We start from the raw sequence: 19,116 nt of genomic DNA, 5'->3' as shown, positions 1-19,116 counted from the left end.
CTAAAATGGAATTGGATGGGCCTCCCCGCATGGTGGGTTGGATAACCTGGTCAGGTCGGGAACGAAGCAGCCAAACCCAATTTCTGCCAGTGCCGGGGGTTTGGCTCATCCACCCATCCCCTCCCCTTAAGATACCTCAAGAGAAACTTTCCTCTTTCTTGGGCCTTTTGCCACCTTGTCCCCCTATAGGCCAAAAAGTACGGCTTCAATATTCAGCAGTTAATTCTGGAGCTAGGTCGGGATCAAACAAGTTCGAACAAGCTTTAATAATGAATCAGCTCGCTCAATCACTTCGACAGTCAAAGCATCAGAAACAATATCTCCTGAATAGTCAATCGCATTTCTTTGTTTGCGTAGTTGATCGAGCAAGATAAGATGGATTTATCTAGACCAACGGTAAGAGGCAAAGCTTGCAGCATGAGCTGATGATGTCCTGGCTTACTGGTCAGCACGCGATAGCCCTTGGCTTGTAATGCTGCATTAGCTAATTGCATGATGGCTTTATAAGCTAGGTCAAAACGGCTTTCATTACTAATAGAGTTTAATTTGGCATCTTGCAAACTGGATTGTGCGGCTTCAATGAGCCTACGAATATTAAAGTGATCGACCTCTATTGAATCAAGACTGATTCCGATTAGGTTTTGTAGTGTGATGGGGGGCCTCAGTGGAGTTGAGCTGTTGATCATTCCCGATGATGAAGAGTTTTGGCTTACTCAATACATCATGGACGAAAGCTCCATTATCTTTCATCAACCTCTTCCACTCTTTAGCAGCAAAGATCTTAGGGCTAATTTCTCTGCCTAATTTTTCTTGCAATGGATGCATTAGGAGAACCACTTCTGCATAACTCACTTCGCCAATCAATAGTAGATCAATGTCACTTTTAGAATTTACTTTTCCACTGGCTACAGATCCAAATACAAATGCACTTTGTAATTTTTCACTTAGCGGCAATAAGGCGTCTATCAAAACATCACTTAAGCCACTCGTCTTTCGCAGCACATTTGATAATTCTTCGTAAATTGGACACCCTTGATTTGCTTGGTAATGATTTTGATTGCCGACTTTTTTGACAGTCAACAAACCGACTTCTGATAATTTATCCAATTCACGCTTAAGCGTTCCAGGAACGGTTGCCGTGATTCGAGCAATTTCACGCAAGTAGTAAGAACGCTCAGGATGAAGCAACAATAAGCCCAGCACACGGCTACGGTATTCGGTAAATAGTACGGATGAGAGTGTCGACATTACCTCAATATTGCCCTAATGTTGCTTTATTAGCAACTATCGTAGCTTCTAAAGCAACACTTGAAAGATTCAGAAGATCTTCAATATTCTGAATATTCCCCAAATCATCCAAATAATGGCTATTACTAGGACAGTTCGGACATCCAGCTGAATCTTAAAGAGACGCAATGTCTTATGGGTGCACTCAACAGATACTTGCAAACCGAACCCTCCTCTAAATATAAAGATTCAGCGTAGAGGATTGAGTTGAAGATGAATAGGGATCGAGGATGATTTGAGTGTAGGAAAGCGGTAAGCCTTCCTACACTTCCCTAGCGTCTTATAGGTATTATTCGTCGCAATAATGAGCCACAAAAACTAGTATTAGTTATTTTTATTCTTGAGGGCTTCTTCTAGCTGATTGATTTTATTTTGCATGGCTGCCATCTTAGCGTTCAATGCACCTACGTTTAAGAAGGTTTCATCTGCTACAGGTGCCTTGAGGTTATTGCCCCAACCTAACCATGCTGAGTCATAGACTTTGACTTTCTTAAAACCCAAAGTCTTGAGCACTACGGCTGTTTCAGCTGCACGCACACCACTTTGGCAATACACCACAGTCTCTTTATCAGGATCAAGGTTGGCATAGAGTTTTTTGAGATCCGTTTGGTTTTTTAGCGCCATGCCTGAGTTATCGGCAACCTGCTTCTTGCCTAACTTAATAGCAGTAGCCGGGTCTTGCCAATTATCTTCAAAGGGGATATTGATGGCATTGGGAATATGGCCGCCCCGAATCGTGCGTACATCTTTACCTGAATATTCGTCAGGAGTTCTGGCATCAATAATTTGTACTGACTTAGATTGTGCAATCTTGAGCATCTCTTCATTACTAACCACTAACTGAGGTTGAGCTACGAGAACTACAGATACTGGGGCTAAAGTTTGACGCTCTTTTTGAATCGGCAAGCCCGCTTGCTTCCAGCCATCAATGCCGTCATGGTAGACCTGCGCATTCTTGCCGCCAAAATAGTTCACGGTATACAGACCAAAATAAGTATAGGGATTGCCACGTGCGCCATAGACCACAATATCTTTGTTGACATCTAAGCCAGCATTGTTAAACAGCTTTTGAATTTGCTCTGTAGGAATGTAGTCCTCTTTATTGGGGTCTCGCAGAGTACTGCCGATCTCGCCAATATTGATTGCCCCTGGTATGTGGCCTTCTAAGTAACTCTTTTCATCACGTACATCCCAAATAATCGCGCCACGAGCTACTGCCTGCTGCACTTGATCCGTTTGGATGATGGTTCCTTTTTGCTGGGCAAATGCCAGCGAAACAATGGATGTCAGAACAAGGGCTAATAATGATTTCACGGTAATTCCTTTGAGTTAATGGAATAAACGATACACCAAACCGTCTATTTACAGGCTAGCACTGTTGGGGGTTTGTATTGGGCTGCTTTTTGAGCCATAGACTCGAGTCGCTCATGTAAATTATTTTTCATGAAGTACTCAATCACCACCATCGGTACCATAGAGTCGAGCTCCACTACGGCGTCATATTTCACCATCGTCTTATCCTTCTCGGGCATTACCCTCCAGGTGCCCTTATAGAACTTGGCATCACCACTTACCTGCTCAAAGTTCAATAGGCGATATGGTACTTCCGTATATTCAACGACCGTTTTGAGTTCTATATGAAAAAAGAGGATGTCTTCTTCCAAGACTCTACTCACGCGAACCTTGTTGGCAGACCGAGAAAGAATTTTTAAGTCAACTACGCCCGCGATGTTTTTAGAGGCTTCATAGTCGGTCAAAAATGCATAGGCGTTACAAGGCGTAATGGGAACGGTGTAATTCGCATTAATGTGAAAGCGTCCATTGGCAGGTTTGATATTGATCTGAACATTAAAAGGGTTATCGCTATCTTGGGCAAAGGCCTGTACGCTCATCAAGCCTAGTATTGAGATCAATATCCATTTCATTTTTGGATTTTAGAGTAGATTTAGCGTTAACTATGAAACCTTTACAAGTGTAAGGCTTTGCTTTACACTATACCCTAAGCCTTTAAAATACGTAAATGATTGAATCGTTTATTCACAAAGGCTTAAAAGAGTTATTTGAAGAAGGAAAAAGTATCAAGATTCAAAAAGCGTTGCTTAGTAGAATTATTCGCCGCTTGGATGCGATTGATTCCGCTAAGTCGCTAGATGATCTTAAGGTGCCAGGATTTAATTTTCATGGCTTAGAAGGAGTTCCGAAACGCTATAGCATTCATATCAATGGTCCTTGGTGCCTCACCTTTGAGTGGCATGATGAGAATGCTTATCGACTTAACCTAGAAAACTATCACTAATATCATGCGCAAAAGATCACCTACACACCCTGGCGCCATCTTAAGAGAAGATGTCTTCCCTACCCTTGGAATATCGGTTACAGAATTCGCCAAGCATCTTGGCATCTCCAGACAAACTCTTCATGCTGTTTTGGCAGAGAAGAGTTCAATCACTCCAGAGCTAGCCTTACGTATTGGGACTTTCTTGGGAAATGGCCCTCAGCTATGGATTGAGATGCAGTCCAAATATGATTTATGGCAGGCGGAGCTTAAGTTGAAAAAGGTTTTACCGAAAATTACCTTATTTAAGGATCTACTAGCTGCTTAGTATGGCAATCATCGCAGTAATACTTGCCTGACTTTTCCCAGGCCTTGATACCCAACTTCTTGGTACACCAGTAGCAATACAGGTTAGTCGAGGGAATAAATTTCCTGTCTGCTAAGTCATGCTGACGAAGGTTTAGTTCAACCGCTTGAGGCTTTAGCTGCTCGATCATCCATCTCCACGCTTTCGGAATTAAGCGATAGTGAAAGATTGCATAGAAAAAAGCGATACCCAGCACAATCAGAACAACCGTGAATGGGTTTTGAGCCATCCATTCCAAGACAGCCATTGCCGCCATATAGGCGATGCACAGACCAATGATGGTTAATAAATATGGCCAGATGGCGGCTAATATCAATATCGAAATGATGGTGCCTATGATTCCGCCGGAGTTATTGCCGTCATCATAATCACCCATGAGCCCTCCTAGGAAGCTGAGTACTCCAGTCATACGCTAAATCAATAAAGAGATTGGCTTCTTGCGACAGAAATTGCGGCGCTGGAAAGATACCTACCCTGCCAAGATCCAATCGATCAGCATCCCAACAAGTCTGAATTGTTTTGTTGCTCGAGATATCGCCACCAGAGTGATGACGTAGTGCATAGCAAAGCTCATCGAGCTGCTTGGGTTGCAGACTGTAATAGTCCCCATGAATACCGTGGGCAAATTCTGCAGCACGTTCGCCATGTTTTGGATCTCTACCATCATCTAAGCGACAACTATCATGCAAGAATCCAAAGAGCTCAACGACTAGCAAGTCTGCTTGTCGAATTTGCCCAACGTTCTTGCCATGGTGAAGTACCCTAGCCCAATGGTTCGCACCATGGATACCTTGCCAATCGAGCTTGAACTCAGACTTGATCAGAGCAATCAGACCTGAGCGGTCATAGTCTCTACTCATGAATACAGTTTTTCTAAGCCAGAGGCTGTTAACTTAAACATCCGATCCATTTCTGTTCCCGCAGAGATGGCTGTGCCATCTGGGGTGGCGAGCGGCCAAGGCTGATTGAGGTCCCAATATTGAGGAAATAGCCAATGCTCTAACTCCGCCTCAGAAATCGTCATGAGCCACTTCACATCCGGGTAAGAGCCACGAAGTAGGGCCAGCATATGGGCTTGTGAAAGACCTAAGGTCCACTCGTGTAACTCTTGGTTAGTAGGCTCTCCAATTGGATGCCGCAACTTCAGACTCACAAACCCATTCTCATTCGATATCCATAGAAATGCGTTCTGCTCATATCGATCTGCTAAGACCTTTACATCGTCTAGATGTATACCTAAAGTGAGCATGCTTAGCTCATGAGGCCATTGGTCATCTTTATCTCGCCCTATTCCTGGAAATATTCTGGGGCACATTGGTAAAGCATCAGCCCACATCGTTTTTTGCCGCGCCTCATTCTCTTGAGCATCCAAGGTTTGGCTGTAGGGATTAAAGGCAGTCAGAAAGGCTGCCGTCGTTACCTCCCACTCCTTCATTAGCTCTGCCAATTGACTAGAAGCCTGGTTCACTTGCAGGGCGATTTCTCGATCACCGAGATGAACCACATAGACCGCTTCGCGATAAGCCTTAATTAATTTGGGAGAAATTGTTCTGATCTCTAATTCGTCCATTTATTTCCCCAACTCAAAAATATTGATCGGTGCTGCTGGTTTAGTCGGCCAGTGATAACCAATTCCTAGCTCTATTGCCTTACGAATGCGGTGGTGCAACTTCAATGCAGAGGAAAAATAATAGAGGCGAGGGTTACTGATAACACGCTCATACTCATATTGCTCTGCCTGCACTGTCACATCATCTACCCGATAAAAATATTTACCTTCATGTTCAATCGCTTCGGCAAAGTAATTGTTTTCATCTTTGACAAACACAATCGGAATATAACGATCTCTAAAGACGTCTAGTAGTTTCTTCCACTTACTATCGTTAAATTGATGTAAGCCAATTTTTAATTGCGTAATCTTCATTGCTCTCTCCTATTTAGCCAATTTGACAAATGTCTGGGCTTGGCAATTCGGTTTAAATCCGCCCATTTACTTTTTTACTTCTACTACAGGTTCGCTTAGTGGATAACAGCCTCCACTGCTTCAGACTTTCCCTCTGGGTTCTTTTTTTGGTTTGAGACCAGGAACTCTTTGGTCTCTAGTGCAACCGTGAGGTAAGCATCAGTAGCATTTCTAAATGACTCGTGGTTATCTTCCTTGCTATACAAATAAGTGAGGCTATAGATGAGGTTGTCGGCATCTTCACCATCGACCGTAACCGAATTGGCTGCATCGTTATCGACCACCCGTAAGCCTCTGGTAAATTCTGGCTTCTCACCATCGACCCAACTCATATCTAAGCGGTCAATATCAAACCGTAAGCTACGAAAGAGGTTGTTGATGGAAAAACGGGCGCCGTTTAAGTATGTGTAATCACGCATAAGACCTCCAATATCAATTGATTAATCTCTACAACTCAATTATCAAGATCGGCAGGTTCAAATAATGAGCTAGTGGTCAATTTTTGATCCGCTTGCCCAACAAAAAACCCACCAAATGGTGGGTTTGTCGCTTTTGATTACCTTCTACCTTGATTGGTATTCGGTCTCATCTTTTTTAGCACCTTACTAGCGTTAGCAGGTTGCTGTGGCGACAAAGCCATCTCTTGATGTAGGTCTTATTTTGCAGACTTTAGGGTGTTTTGTCAATAAAAAGTCTGGTTCTTTTAGCTTGATAAAGATTGCTCAGCAAATTTCGCAACTTTAAGCAAGGCTTCATCTTCCTTGTAGTTACCCATCAGCTGAATTCCGATTGGCAATCCATTTACTGACATGCCCGCAGGAAGATTGATTGCTGGAATGCCTAAGTAACTACCCAGAGCGCAAAAGGATGGATCGCCAGTCCAAGTGAGATCATTCGGAGCCTCACCCGTAGCTGGCGCTGTTAAGAGTGCATCAAAGTCTTTAAATACTTCGCTTACTGATTTACGCAATTGGGATTGCTGAGCCAGCGCTGCATCATATTGATCTTGGGTGTATTCCGCCCCCTTGGTGGCTAGCTCTTTGATGTTCTCACATAGGAGTGCTTGATGTTTTTCAAGATGCTCACGATGGATTTGCGCAGCCTCATAAGACATGATGGTTGGCATTTGATTAACGCCATCCCAATATTGTGCTGATAGCTCAATGGTTTTTACGCTAGCTCCAGCGTGTTCTAACTTTTGAACTGCTAACTGGATCGTCTGTTGCTGCTCTGCACTCATGAGGTGATCAAACGGTGTTTTGATCAAAGCAATTTTGGGTGCATGTTCTAACTGCAAATTGATTAAGGTGGTGACTGTGTCAGCACTTGTTTCAGCGCCGCCCTCTTTAAGTAATTGGTAGGCATAGGCTACATCATCCACCGAACGAGTGAAGAACCCAATATGATCCAAAGAATATGACAGTGGATGAGCGCCTTCCTTGGAGATTGCCCCAAAGCTAGGCTTAAAGCCCACTACTCCACAAAATGCTGCAGGCCTGACAACTGAGCCTACTGTCTGAGTGCCTAGGGCGAGAGGCACTATGCCTGCCGCTACTGCAGCTGCAGATCCACTTGAAGAGCCTCCTGGTGTATGTGCAGAGTTCCAAGGATTGACTGTTGGTCCTGGCGTTTTCCAAGCGAACTGTGTAGTCACCGTCTTACCAAAAATCACTCCACCTAAGCTGCGGATTTTTTGCACTATCGGCGCATCTTGCGAAGGGTGATGATTGGCGTAGATCACCGAACCATTTGTCGTTGGTAAATCTTGAGTATTAATAATATCTTTAATGCCCACCGGAATACCTGACAATGGTCCTGGCGTAACAGCTTTGATGAGATCTTCCAAAGAATTTCTGGAGACAAAGGCTTTTAGCTTAGGCTCTAATTGATTAGCCAACTCAAATGATTGCTTTAATAAGTTTTTTGGGTCTAACTGATTTGCGCCAATTTGTCTGACTGCCGCAGTCAAGCCGATAGGTCTGTCTTGTTTCTCGTGCTGCTTCTCGGCTTGCTTATGTTGCTCACTCATATTCATTTTCCAGTCTGATGCCAATCGGTAATTAGCTCTTCAAATATGCTGGTCGCATCCGTAATTTTGTCGACATAGCAAAACTCATTGGTTTGATGCGCCATCTCTGGTTGGCCAGGCCCCAAAATAACTGTAGGTGGATTGCCGATAGCAGGCTTTAAGGCGGACGCATCCGTAAAGTAAGAAACGGTTTTCTCTTCTGGGCGAACACCATTCACCTTTTCGCAGCAATCAAATACGCTTGACATCCACGGATCGGTTGCAGGTGTATAGACACCCTCAATATCGATGATGGTATCGAGCTTGACAATTGGGCCTAGAGCTTTGCAAAGACAACCGTAGATATGTTTGTGACTCTGCCCTGCCACTGTACGAATATCTAAAGTCATTTCTGCAGCATCGGGTACGGAGTTAATATTTAATCCCGCTTTAGCAGTGCCCACATTTAAAGTGCCCTGCCCCATCATGGGATGCGCTGGTGTATCAAAAGTAAATGTTTCCAGAGTAAGGGCTGCTTTGGCTAATTTGTAGAAAGCGTTATCACCTCGTTCTGGCATCGATCCATGAGCGGTAATACCCTCGGTAGAAGCTTTAAGCCAATAAGCCCCCTTGTGGCCTAGGAGTGGCTCGTTAGCAGTTGGCTCAGCAACGACGAAGCAGCCAGCAGGCCCCAAAAACTCCAAGATCTCTTGGCTAGCAGCAAGATGAAACGCACCTTCACAGCCTGTCTCTTCACCTGCAGTAATAATCATGCTCACACCACTGCCATCTTTGGCAGCCTGAGCAGTCTTCATTGCGGCAACGATAAACGCAGCGACGCCACTTTTCATATCACTAGAGCCACGACCGAATAATTTTCCATCCTCAATCACGCCAGCAAATGGCTCATGCTTCCAAGAACGAGCGCCTAATGGAACGACATCCACATGTCCTGTAAAGCAAATACTTTTTCTTTCTGAGCTACAAGCACCAATTTTGGCAACCAGACTCATGCGCCGAGGAGCAAACTCAATCTTGCGACATTCAAAACCGGCAGACTCCAAAATGGTTGCCAAGTAATTGCAAATCTGGTCTTCATTGCCAGGGGGATTGACTGTATTAAAACGAATCAGCTCTTGGGTTAATGCAATGGGATCAGGAGTAGTCATCATCTTGTGTTCAAACGAATTTTTTGAAGGGTATCTACCTAAAAGTATTACCCAAAATAGGCGGCTTGTACTTCTGAATTTTCAGCAAGCTCACTAGCGCTACCTTGTGCCACCACCTGACCTTTGGCAATTACATAGCCACAGTGCGCAATCGCCAAAGTTTGGCGCACATTCTGCTCTACAAGCAGAACAGTAGTGCTCATTTCATTAATCTCTTTAATGATCTTGAAATTCTCTTTCACAAACAAAGGAGAAAGACCTAAAGATGGCTCATCAAAAATGAGGAGTTCTGGAGAGCTCATCAAACTACGGCCAATTGCCAACATTGCTTGCTCGCCACCTGACATAGTTCCAGCTAACTGATTAGCGCGTTCAGCAAGACGTGGAAATAAAGTCTTCACTCGATCACGACGCTCCTGTATGACCTTTTGATCGCCAACTAAATAGGCACCTACTGATAAGTTTTCATCAACGGTCATTCTTGGAAAAACACGGCGACCCTCTGGCACACAAGCAATCCCTTGCCCAATAATCCGATGGGTTGGTAAATGCGTGATATCGGCACCATTAAAAATAATCTTGCCGCGATTGGCTGGGGTCAAACCCAAAATAGAACGGATGAGGGTCGATTTACCCGCACCATTAGCGCCCAAAATACAGGTGATTTGTCCGCGCTCGACTTTGATCGATACATCCTCTAGCACGTCTATACGATCGTAGGCTGTATTGATGTGGTCAATTTCTAATAAAGCCATGATTATTCCTGCCCCAGGTAAGCAACCTGCACTTCACGATTGCTGACGATTTCATCATAAGTGCCTTCAGCAATTTTTTTTCCGTAATTCAGAACAATGCAACGCTCGGTCATACGCTGAATCAAGCCCATTTCATGTTCAATCAAAATAATTGTAAATGGCTTAATCTTGCTACGTACCTGCAAAATATCATTCATGACCTCTGCCGTTTCATCATGGGTCATACCTGCAGATGGCTCATCTAATAGTAAAAGATCTGGCTCACTAATTAAGGCCCGACAAATTTCAATACGACGCCGATCAATCATTGGCAAACTCGCTACGGGCTCAAATATTTTGGCTGCCAATTGAGGATTAAATGTCAACAGTAGTGCTCTGACTTGCTCTACTACGCGGTCATACTCTTTTTCAAACTGATCTCGGGCAAATAAATTAAAGAACAAACCCGTATTCAGTCTTCGGTTATCGCCAATAGCGATGTTGTCAAAGACTGTCAGAGGCAATGACAAGCGTGAACGCTGAAACGTACGGGTAATCGCATGCAGGTATACCTCTTGAGCACTGGCATCCGTTAAATCTTGTCCACGAAAGCTGACGTTTCCAGCGGTGGCACGGTACAAACCAGTAATGACATTAAAGAAGGTTGTCTTACCAGAACCATTGGGACCCAAAAGACCCAAGACTTCGCCCTCATTCACATGCAGATTGAGGGAGTCCAAAGCAGTAACGCCACCAAATCGCATGGTGAGATTGCTTGCTTCTAAAATTTTTGACTTGGCAGAGTTCATCACATTGCTCATTCTTGCTCCCCCGCTTTCTTACCTGGGAAGTAATTACGAATTCGCCGAGGAAGGAGCCCATCTGGCCTAAAGAGCAGAATCAAAATCACCACAATTGCATACAGCAAGAAACGGTATTCCTGTATGAATTGCAGCTTTTCTGGAAGAATGACGACAATCGCTGCGGCTGGAATAATTCCCCATGGATTTCCAATGCCTCCAAGAATCACAATCGAAACTAAGATCAGCGAATCGGCAAAAGTAAAGTTATTCGGCGCGACATAGGCCGTCATCATGCCGTATAACGCACCCGCCAGACCCGCAACAAAATTACCTAGAGTAAATGCGACGATTTTCCAATGGGCAATGTTCACGCCAAAGGTAGAGGCAGCAATCTCATCCGTGCGAACCATATCCATGCTCAAGCCAATCCATGAGCGCTCTAAATTTCGGGTAATACGGAAGGTAGCAACCAACAGGATTAAAGCGATCAGCAAGTAAGGAATATAAAAGGACAGCTCAATACCTCCAACCTGGATTCCTTCAGAAAGATTCCAACCAAAAATAGTCAGTGGTGGAATTTTGAGACCCTGAGGACCGCCCAAAGTGTCATTTACTTCTAAAAAGTTGCGGAACAAGATACCAAAGGCAATCGTTACTAGCGCAGCGTAGTGGCCACGTGTTCTCAATACTGGATAAATCAAGATTGAACCAATTAAGGCTGAAATGGTGGCTGCAATAAACAGCACCAATAAATGAGGCACGGCTGTATGCGTAGCTAGAACTGCAGCAGTGTAGCTACCAATGCCAAAAAAGGCAGCGCCAGCAAAGTTCACAATCCCCACATAACCAAATTGGATGTTGAGACCCAAGCACACGATGGCATAAATTAATACGGTTGCTAGCATCAATAGTGCAAAGTGGGAGTTATGAAACACCGCCATCATGATCAAGACACCAACTACAGAAGCAATTGCTGGAAAGCTGGAATGCTGACTTACTGCAATCGCTAGTCGATCCATAAAGCCAAGCTTTTTACCAACTAAGCTTGCAACAAAAGCAACGGCGACTAATGCACCTACTTCCACTTGGTTTTCAGCGCCAAGCAATAAGATGCAATAGATGAGGAAGACAATGAAGGTAGAGATTAGCAGCTTCATGCTTAAACACGCTCGCTTGATTTTTCAGAAATCAAGCCAGTTGGCTTTAATCCCATAATGATGATGATCATGGTAAAGGCAAATACGTCTTTGTATGCACTTGGAACGCTAGGCATGATCGCTGGAAACAATACTGCCCCCACGGTCTGAAGGGCGGCAAATAAAAACCCTCCAACAATGGCGCCATAAAAATTACCTAGACCACCCACAACCGCCGCTGAAAATCCAATGACCCCTAGAAGTAAGCCCATACTGAAGTTCACTTCGTTGTAATACAGGCCATTCATCAAGCCTGCTAAGGCTGCCAAGGCAGAACCCAACATAAAAGTAATCAATACAATTTGATGAAAGTTAATGCCCATAATGCGTGCTGTCTCACTATCTTGAGCAACTGCACGAATTGCCAAACCAATTTTGCTTTTAGTAATGAGTCTTTGCACTGCAATGATGGTAATGATGCCAGTAGCCAGCAGAATCAAGCTGTCAGAGCGTAAAGTAAATTCACCTAAAGCAATGCCATCGGTTGGCAACAATCTTGGGAATGGTTTGGGATTAGAACCGTTGGGATAAAACAGGCGAACCATTTCACGAAGCGCAAGACCCAACATTAAGGTCACGAGCAAGGTATTAATTGGGGGTGCTTTTTGTAGAGGCAATATAAGGTAGCGTGCAATCACGGCACCTAAAAATGCTGCCACTGAAAGGCTGATGAATACCAGCACCAACAATTGCAACCAGGGTGACTCAAAAGTTCCCGCAATACCAATGTAAGTGGTGAGGCCGGCAAAGGCCCCCACCATCAAGATGTCACCGTGTGAAAACTTAATGACATCGAGCACACCAAAATAGAGGGTGAAGCCGACAGCCACGATTGCATAAATCACGCCCAACATCAACCCATTGAGCAGGTACTGCAAAAAAATATCAAATGGCATGCAAACTTACCCTCTTTGACCTCTGTAAAAAATCAAAAGAGATTATTGACCTAATTTACGTTGTCCCTTGGCATAAAGACTGTCTTCCCAAACTACCCACTTACCATCTTGAGCAACATACTTAGAGATTAAAGGAACGACGTTCTGACGGTGATCGTCAAAACTCACTTTGCCGATAATGGTCTCTACGTTTTGAGTGTTATTTAAAACTGCCATCACTTTTTTGCGATCAGGGCCAGCTTTTTCAATTGCATCCATGATCAGGTTTGCAGCTGTGTATGCAAATGGGCCATATGCTTCTGGCGCATCAGGATATTTTTGCTGGTTGTACTTAGCAATAAATCCGAGTCCACCAGGCAACTTCTCCCAAGGAGCACCTTCAATAAATGACAGCGAGCCTTCAGAGAGTTTTCCTAAGCCTTCAATATAGGCATCAGACTTAATACCTGAGGTACCTTCGAAAACCGCCTTGATACCTAAGCGATCCATCTGTGTGCGAATACGAATACCAATTGGCGTCAAGCCACCAAAATAAACCACTTCAGGCTTCAACTCTTTGATCTTGGTTAGTTCAGCCGTGAAATCCTGTTGGTCAGCGGTAACGCCAAATGTACCCAGAATTTGGCCACCGTTCTTTGTTAAGAACTGTGAGAAGTACTTATTGTGACCTTTACCGTAGTCAGTAGTGTCATGAATAATGACCCATCTCTTGTAACCAAGGCCGGTTAAGAACTTTGCAGCCACTTCATTTTGGTTAATCATCGTGCCATTGACGCGATGGACTTCTTTGTAATCATTGCCATAAGTAATCTCTGGCAATACTGCGCCCCACACCATTACTGGCAAACCAAACTTGTGATAAACGTCCACGGTACTCATGGCAACTGCAGAGCAATAATGCGTGACACCAGCAATGATTGAGCTATCAGATGCAATTTTGGTCGCAACTTGTACGCCTACGTTAGGCTTACACTCATCATCAGCAGCAACTAATTCGTACTTATATTTAGCATTAGGGTCTTGATTTTTGAGACGTACAGCTAAATCTGCGGAGTTTCGGCCACCAATACCATTGGCAGAAACGCCTCCAGTCAGGGGCCCAATATAGGCAATCTTGACAGTATCTTTTGCAGATGCATTAGCTGAGAGGCCAATGACCAATGCAGCTAACAACATAGAAATGCGTGATTTCATGCTTAATCTCCTTAGTTTTGATACTACTTTTTTTCTCAGTGTAGCAAAGCTTTTAAATTCATGGGTGCCACCTTAGGGGGTCAATTTACTATTGATACTTTTCGATTTTTGTACTGACACCCTCAATCAGTGCATGAGTGCAATATAAAAGTGCTCAAATGCTCCAAAAAGTGCGGAATTTGTGTCGATGATTAGGCCTTGAAGGTCACAAAAAAAAGCCACCCGAAGGTGGCCAAAGTCAGAGACGGAAATGGTTGCTGAACTTAGTCGACTTGGACGTTACCCTCTTTAATCACTTTTGCATAACGCACGCGGTCGCTTTCAATTCTGGCTTTAAATGCCGTTGGTGATAACGGCATTGGTGTGGCGCCCTGCTGAATCAGTGTTTGCTTGGTATCTTGCTCAGAGATCACCGCTTTAATATCTGCCGCAATCTTGTCTACTAGTGCTGGAGGAGTTCCTGCTGGAGCAGCGATACCGATCCATGATGCAGCATCAAAGCCAGGAACACCTGACTCAGCAATAGTTGGTAACTCGGGCATTGCTGGTGAACGGACTAATGAGCTTGCACCTAGTGCTTTGAGCTTGCCCGACTTTACCGAACCAATCGATTCCAATACGGTTGAGAAATACATATTGACGTGCCCTGCCATCACATCAGCTGCTGCTGGCCCACCGCCTTTATACGGCACATGCATCATGTCTAAGCCTGTTGCTTTCTCAAACATCTCACCAGCAAGATGTGGTCCGCTACCGCTACCTGAGCTTGCATAAGTAACAGCCCCAGGATTCGCTTTTGCAAAAGCAATGAATTCTTTAACGTTATTGGCTTTCATACTTGGGGTCACCAGCAGAAAGTATGGCAACTCAGCAATCATGCTCACTGGTACAAATGCCTTGTCTGGGTCATAAGGCATCTTTTTATAGAGCGATGGATTAATTGAGAAAGTACCAATATTGCCAATGAGTAAGGTATAGCCATCTGGCTTAGCACGAGATACAAACTCTGAACCCACCATGCCTGAAGCGCCAGCCTTGTTATCAATGATGACGGACTGACCCCAACGGGTAGAAAGTTTTTGCGCAATCAGCCTGGCGCCAGCATCCGTTCCACCACCTGGAGGAAACGGTACGACAATCGTTACTGGTCTATCAGGAAAAGATGCAGTTTGTGCATGGCTAACTGTGGCCAGCAAACCCATTATTGCAATACAGAAGTATTTTGTTAACTTACTCAATTGATACATCGCTGTCTCCGTTGCTGTATTTAATTCAATTTATTAATCTAATTTGATGTTGTTATCTTTTATGACTTTTGCAGAGCGCTGTACTTCTTGCTGTAACCAGCGTGAAAACTCCTGAGGAGTTGTTGGCGCAGCATCAGCTCCTGCAGTCTTTAAAGCTTCTTTAATCTCTGGTGTTTTGAGAATCTTCAAAATCTGCAAATTGAGTTTCTCTATGATGGGTGCTGGCGTTCCAGCTGGGGCCAAGATGCCTTGCCAACTACCAGTTAAAAATCCAGGAAGTGTTTCTGCAACGGTTGGTGTGCCTGGCAAGGTTTCCAATCTTTTGGGGCTTGATACAGCAATTAACTTAATCAAACCACTTTTGACATGAGGATAGGTTGCTGTCATGCCATTAAAGGTCACATCTACCTGACCAGCGCCTAAGTCGGTAATAGCTTGTGCCCCACCCTTGTAAGGAATGTAAGCCCACTCAATGCCTGCTTGCTTAGCAAAAATCACTCCAGCAAGATGATTTGCACTTCCACTACCGGCAGCAGATGCAAAATTCAATTTGCCTGGGTTCTTCTTGGCATAAGCAATTAACTCAGCAGTCGTATTAAAAGATGTTTTATTACTAGCAACCAATAAATGCGGAGAGTAAGCAACCATCGTTACCGGCGCAAAATCCTTGAGCACATTAAATGGCAAACTGGTATAGAGCGTCTGACTAATCGCTAAAGTACCTACATCCATCAGCAACAAGGTGTAACCATCTGGAGTTGCATGGGCAACCATTTCAGCACCAAGATTACCGCTAGCACCTGGTTTGTTTTCAACAACAACGACCTGACCCCAAGCGTCTCCTAGCTTTTGCCCTATGAGGCGGGCTAGCACATCAGAAGTTCCACCAGCGGGAAATGGAACAATGATTTTGATCGGTTTAGCCGGAAAATTGATTGCCGTAGTCTGAGCATTAGCGCCTAGACAAGCAAATGCAATCAGGAGGAATGTAAGTAGTTTGGATTTCATGAGAATTCCTCTTGATTATTTACTTGCCGTTGACCAGCTTAGGCACAGGGCTCTGATCTTTTAGGGCTTCAGGCAATAGATCGCTTGGGAAATCCTGATAGCAGATTGGGCGCAAGAATCTCCAAATAGCTTCCGTTCCTACTGATGTTGTTCTACTGTCAGAAGTGGCTGGGAATGGCCCACCATGAACCATGGCATGACAAACTTCAACTCCTGTTGGGTAACCATTAAAGAGAATGCGCCCTACTTTGCGCTCCAAGATGCTCAACAGCTTTTTCACAAAAGCCGTGTTGTCAGCTTGATCCATTAATACGGTGGCAGTGAGCTGGCCTTCAAGACTGCGAGTTAACTCCAGGATTTCTTCGTCGGTTTTGCAACGAATAATGAGTGAGGATGATCCAAATACCTCATCACGCAATGCATGATCTTTTAAGAATGCTTGAGCAGAAGTAGAAAATAAGCGAGCACGACATTGGTTGGGGCCGCTACTACCTTGCGCTTGAGCCAGTAGATCTACATTGGCATTACCTGATAGCTTTTCAACTCCAGACTCAAATGCTTGGTGAATTCCTGGTGTCAACATCGTTGTTGGGTTTGCCGCTCTCACGAGGTCAACCACTTTTCTAACGAAGCCATCCAATTCTGGCGCTTCTTTGACGATCAGTAGGCCCGGATTAGTACAAAACTGGCCTGAGCCCATCAACATCGAGTTCACAAAACCTGTTGCAATACTTTCGGCGCGATTCTTAAGAGCTTCCGGCAAGAGATATACCGGATTGATGCTGCTCATCTCTGCATATACAGGAATAGGTTCTGCACGTTCTGCAGCAATCTTCATCAAAGCAACACCGCCAGAGCGTGAACCTGTGAATCCAACCGCTTTAATTCTGGAATCAGCCACCAGTGCAGAGCCAATATCCGCACCTGAACCAAATAACAATGAGAAAGTGCCCTCTGGAAGACCAGAAGATTTCACAGCCGCCTGGATGGCTTTACCAACCAATTCAGAAGTACCTGGGTGTGCAGAGTGACCTTTGACAACCACTGGGCAACCAGCTGCCAATGCAGAGGCAGTGTCACCACCCGCTACTGAAAATGCTAGCGGAAAATTGCTTGCACCAAATACAGCAACAGGACCTAAAGGAATATGACGTAAACGCAAATCCGAGCGCGGCAATGGTGTGCGCTCTGGTATTGCGGTGTCAATCTTCACCCCCAACCAGCGACCTGCTCTCACTTCCTCGGCAAATAGTTTGAGTTGGTTCATGGTCCGACCCAACTCTCCCTCAAGTCGCGCTTTTGGTAAGCCTGACTCCAGGCCAGCGCGCTCAATAATAGCGGGACCATTAGCGGCCAAGTTGGCAGCGATTTGCCCTAAGAACTTAGCGCGGGTCTCTAAATCTGTTTCACGATAAACATCAAATGCTTGATCGGCTAAAGCACAAGCACGCTCTACTTCTTGTGCGCTTCCACCTAAATAGGCTGGCTCTAGATTCTCACCAGTAGCAGGATTAATTCCGTAGATTGCTTTTTTAGAACCTTTAACCAGTTCTTGCCCAATAATCATATTGCCTGCGATTGTCATCTTGCTCTTTCTAGTAATACTGTTAAATGTTTCTGATTGGTCGGGTTCTTAACGAACCATGCATGGCATCTTGTTATTAAATTTCCAGTTCGGAATAAGGTATTGCATAGCAACGCTGTCATCGCGAGCACCCAATGCCCTCTCTTTATAGAGTCGATGCGCTTTTTCTACTTCTTGCATATCAAGCTCTACTCCAAGGCCAGGCTTTTTAGGCACTTGCACATGACCACCTTTGATTTGGAATGGCTCTTTGGTTAAACGTTGGCCGTCTTGCCAAATCCAATGGGTATCGATTGCAGTGATCTTGCCTGGCGCTGCCGCCGCAACATGGGTAAACATCGCCAATGAAATGTCGAAGTGATTATTGGAATGCGAACCCCAAGTAAGACCCCACTCGTGACACATCTGTGCCACACGTACTGAGCCAGCCATGGTCCAAAAGTGCGGATCAGCTAACGGAATATCTACTGATTGGAGCTGAATAGAGTGCTGCATCTCACGCCAATCAGTGGCCACCATATTGGTTGCCGTTGGCAGACCCGTAGCGCGGCGGAATTCAGCCATCACCTCACGTCCAGAGAAGACACCCTCAGCGCCACAAGGATCTTCTGCGTATGCCAACACGCCATGCATATCACGCATTAAACGTATGGCATCTTTTAATAACCAGCCACCATTGGGATCTAAAGTAACGCGTGCATCAGGAAAGCGTTTTGCTAATGCAGTGACTGCTTCTACCTCTGCTTCACCCGCCAAAACACCACCTTTTAACTTAAAGTCTTTGAAGCCATACTTCTCGTATGCAGCCTCAGCTAAGCGCACGACGGCTTCGGGTGTCATTGCCACTTCGTTACGAACCCTAAACCAGGCATCGTCAGCATCCTTTTCTGAACGATATGCTAAGTCCGTCTTAGCCTTATCACCCAAAAAGAATAAATAACCGAGCATTTCAACAGAATCACGCTGCTGACCTTCGCCTAGCAACTCTGCAACCGGAACACCTAAATGCTTACCGAGTAAATCTAAATAAGCAGCTTCTAATGCTGTAACAACGTGCACTGTTGTACGCAGATCAAAGGTTTGCAAGCCACGGCCGCCAGCATCTAAGGTAGCAAACTTTTCACGGACCGCATTTAATGCAGATTTATAGGCGCCAATAGATGTACCCATAACGATCTGTGCACTCTGATTGAGTGTGTCTTCAATCTTTTGGCCGCCCGGCACCTCACCTACCCCAATGTTTCCGGAGCTATCTTTGAGAATGACGATATTACGAGTGAAGTAAGGCCCATGCGCACCACTCAAGTTCATGAGCATACTGTCTTCACCGGCTACAGGAATGACTTTTACTTCAACAATCTTTGGTGTTTCAGCATTGCTCATA

At 44.8% G+C, this 19,116-nt stretch carries 22 protein-coding genes, 1 other RNA gene and 1 riboswitch; of the genes, 3 read left to right on the top strand and 20 right to left on the bottom strand.

Annotated features, from left to right (window positions below):
• Nucleotides 1–14: 14 nt before the first annotated feature.
• An RNA gene (gene ffs / locus A8O14_RS03840) (signal recognition particle sRNA small type) lies at nucleotides 15–113 on the top strand.
• A gap of 186 nt (nucleotides 114–299) precedes the next feature.
• Here the strand turns inward: ffs and A8O14_RS11910 are convergent.
• The 4 genes from A8O14_RS11910 to A8O14_RS03820 form a co-directional block, all read right to left on the bottom strand.
• A complete protein-coding gene (locus A8O14_RS11910) occupies nucleotides 300–494 on the bottom strand; it encodes a hypothetical protein (protein ID WP_216217800.1) in 195 nt (64 codons plus the stop codon).
• A 124-nt stretch (nucleotides 495–618) separates the two neighbouring features.
• A complete protein-coding gene (locus A8O14_RS03830) occupies nucleotides 619–1,248 on the bottom strand; it encodes a nucleotidyltransferase domain-containing protein (protein WP_068948305.1) in 630 nt (209 codons plus the stop codon).
• A 363-nt stretch (nucleotides 1,249–1,611) separates the two neighbouring features.
• On the bottom strand, nucleotides 1,612–2,601 hold the full coding sequence (locus tag A8O14_RS03825) for a sulfurtransferase (protein WP_068948304.1): 990 nt from the start codon (nucleotides 2,599–2,601) through the stop codon (nucleotides 1,612–1,614).
• 44 nt (nucleotides 2,602–2,645) lie between these two features.
• Nucleotides 2,646–3,212, bottom strand: a complete 567-nt coding sequence (locus A8O14_RS03820; protein WP_068948303.1) for an SRPBCC family protein — start codon at nucleotides 3,210–3,212, stop codon at nucleotides 2,646–2,648.
• 95 nt (nucleotides 3,213–3,307) lie between these two features.
• On the opposite strand from A8O14_RS03820, the gene A8O14_RS03815 reads away from it, so the two are divergent.
• Both A8O14_RS03815 and A8O14_RS03810 read left to right on the top strand, forming a co-directional pair.
• On the top strand, nucleotides 3,308–3,583 hold the full coding sequence (locus tag A8O14_RS03815) for a type II toxin-antitoxin system RelE/ParE family toxin (protein WP_068948302.1): 276 nt from the start codon (nucleotides 3,308–3,310) through the stop codon (nucleotides 3,581–3,583).
• Between the two features lie 4 nt (nucleotides 3,584–3,587).
• Complete coding sequence (locus tag A8O14_RS03810; protein ID WP_068948301.1) at nucleotides 3,588–3,890, top strand: HigA family addiction module antitoxin; 303 nt, start codon at nucleotides 3,588–3,590, stop codon at nucleotides 3,888–3,890.
• Here the strand turns inward: A8O14_RS03810 and A8O14_RS03805 are convergent.
• From A8O14_RS03805 to gudD, 16 genes are all read right to left on the bottom strand, one after another.
• Nucleotides 3,868–4,305 carry a hypothetical protein gene (locus tag A8O14_RS03805; protein WP_068948300.1) on the bottom strand — a complete coding sequence of 146 codons (438 nt, stop codon included), beginning with the start codon at nucleotides 4,303–4,305 and terminating at the stop codon, nucleotides 3,868–3,870. The genes A8O14_RS03810 and A8O14_RS03805 overlap by 23 nt on opposite strands.
• Complete coding sequence (locus A8O14_RS03800; protein WP_068948299.1) at nucleotides 4,298–4,789, bottom strand: HD domain-containing protein; 492 nt, start codon at nucleotides 4,787–4,789, stop codon at nucleotides 4,298–4,300. Before A8O14_RS03800 ends, A8O14_RS03805 begins: the two co-directional genes overlap by 8 nt.
• Entirely contained in the window at nucleotides 4,786–5,499 is a 714-nt protein-coding gene (locus tag A8O14_RS03795) for a DUF3293 domain-containing protein (protein WP_068948298.1), read from the bottom strand. Before A8O14_RS03795 ends, A8O14_RS03800 begins: the two co-directional genes overlap by 4 nt.
• On the bottom strand, nucleotides 5,500–5,853 hold the full coding sequence (locus tag A8O14_RS03790; protein ID WP_068948297.1) for a hypothetical protein: 354 nt from the start codon (nucleotides 5,851–5,853) through the stop codon (nucleotides 5,500–5,502).
• A 95-nt stretch (nucleotides 5,854–5,948) separates the two neighbouring features.
• Nucleotides 5,949–6,311 carry a hypothetical protein gene (locus A8O14_RS03785; RefSeq protein WP_068948296.1) on the bottom strand — a complete coding sequence of 121 codons (363 nt, stop codon included), beginning with the start codon at nucleotides 6,309–6,311 and terminating at the stop codon, nucleotides 5,949–5,951.
• Between the two features lie 123 nt (nucleotides 6,312–6,434).
• Nucleotides 6,435–6,547: riboswitch (SAM-I-IV-variant riboswitch) on the bottom strand.
• Between the two features lie 48 nt (nucleotides 6,548–6,595).
• Nucleotides 6,596–7,921, bottom strand: coding sequence for an amidase (locus A8O14_RS03780; protein ID WP_068949698.1), 1,326 nt, complete (start codon nucleotides 7,919–7,921; stop codon nucleotides 6,596–6,598).
• Between the two features lie 2 nt (nucleotides 7,922–7,923).
• Nucleotides 7,924–9,072 (bottom strand): M20 family metallopeptidase, encoded by a 1,149-nt coding sequence (locus A8O14_RS03775; RefSeq protein ID WP_082913094.1) that lies wholly within the window; start codon nucleotides 9,070–9,072, stop codon nucleotides 7,924–7,926.
• Nucleotides 9,073–9,116: 44 nt separating this feature from the next.
• The gene (locus tag A8O14_RS03770; RefSeq protein ID WP_068948295.1) at nucleotides 9,117–9,824 is read right to left on the bottom strand and encodes an ABC transporter ATP-binding protein; all 708 of its coding nucleotides are present in this window, start codon (nucleotides 9,822–9,824) and stop codon (nucleotides 9,117–9,119) included.
• A 2-nt stretch (nucleotides 9,825–9,826) separates the two neighbouring features.
• Nucleotides 9,827–10,624, bottom strand: a complete 798-nt coding sequence (locus tag A8O14_RS03765; RefSeq protein WP_228385106.1) for an ABC transporter ATP-binding protein — start codon at nucleotides 10,622–10,624, stop codon at nucleotides 9,827–9,829.
• Entirely contained in the window at nucleotides 10,621–11,763 is a 1,143-nt protein-coding gene (locus A8O14_RS03760) for a branched-chain amino acid ABC transporter permease (RefSeq protein ID WP_068948294.1), read from the bottom strand. Before A8O14_RS03760 ends, A8O14_RS03765 begins: the two co-directional genes overlap by 4 nt.
• A gap of 2 nt (nucleotides 11,764–11,765) precedes the next feature.
• The gene (locus A8O14_RS03755; protein WP_068948293.1) at nucleotides 11,766–12,698 is read right to left on the bottom strand and encodes a branched-chain amino acid ABC transporter permease; all 933 of its coding nucleotides are present in this window, start codon (nucleotides 12,696–12,698) and stop codon (nucleotides 11,766–11,768) included.
• Nucleotides 12,699–12,740: 42 nt separating this feature from the next.
• Nucleotides 12,741–13,892: a branched-chain amino acid ABC transporter substrate-binding protein gene (locus A8O14_RS03750; RefSeq protein WP_082913093.1), complete on the bottom strand. Its 1,152-nt coding sequence runs from the start codon at nucleotides 13,890–13,892 to the stop codon at nucleotides 12,741–12,743.
• Nucleotides 13,893–14,155: 263 nt separating this feature from the next.
• Entirely contained in the window at nucleotides 14,156–15,139 is a 984-nt protein-coding gene (locus tag A8O14_RS03745; protein ID WP_068948292.1) for a Bug family tripartite tricarboxylate transporter substrate binding protein, read from the bottom strand.
• A 33-nt stretch (nucleotides 15,140–15,172) separates the two neighbouring features.
• Nucleotides 15,173–16,147, bottom strand: coding sequence for a Bug family tripartite tricarboxylate transporter substrate binding protein (locus A8O14_RS03740; RefSeq protein ID WP_068948291.1), 975 nt, complete (start codon nucleotides 16,145–16,147; stop codon nucleotides 15,173–15,175).
• A gap of 19 nt (nucleotides 16,148–16,166) precedes the next feature.
• Nucleotides 16,167–17,732, bottom strand: coding sequence for an aldehyde dehydrogenase (NADP(+)) (locus A8O14_RS03735; protein ID WP_068948290.1), 1,566 nt, complete (start codon nucleotides 17,730–17,732; stop codon nucleotides 16,167–16,169).
• A gap of 48 nt (nucleotides 17,733–17,780) precedes the next feature.
• Complete coding sequence (gene gudD, locus A8O14_RS03730) at nucleotides 17,781–19,115, bottom strand: glucarate dehydratase (protein WP_068948289.1); 1,335 nt, start codon at nucleotides 19,113–19,115, stop codon at nucleotides 17,781–17,783.
• Between the last annotated feature and the right edge of the window lies 1 nt (nucleotide 19,116).

The organism is Polynucleobacter wuianus, assembly GCF_001659725.1.
In the GTDB taxonomy this organism is placed as follows: Bacteria; Pseudomonadota; Gammaproteobacteria; order Burkholderiales; family Burkholderiaceae; genus Polynucleobacter; species Polynucleobacter wuianus.
The sequence above is the reverse complement of the archived record's forward strand: the minus strand, read 5'-3'. Positions and strand labels throughout refer to the sequence as shown.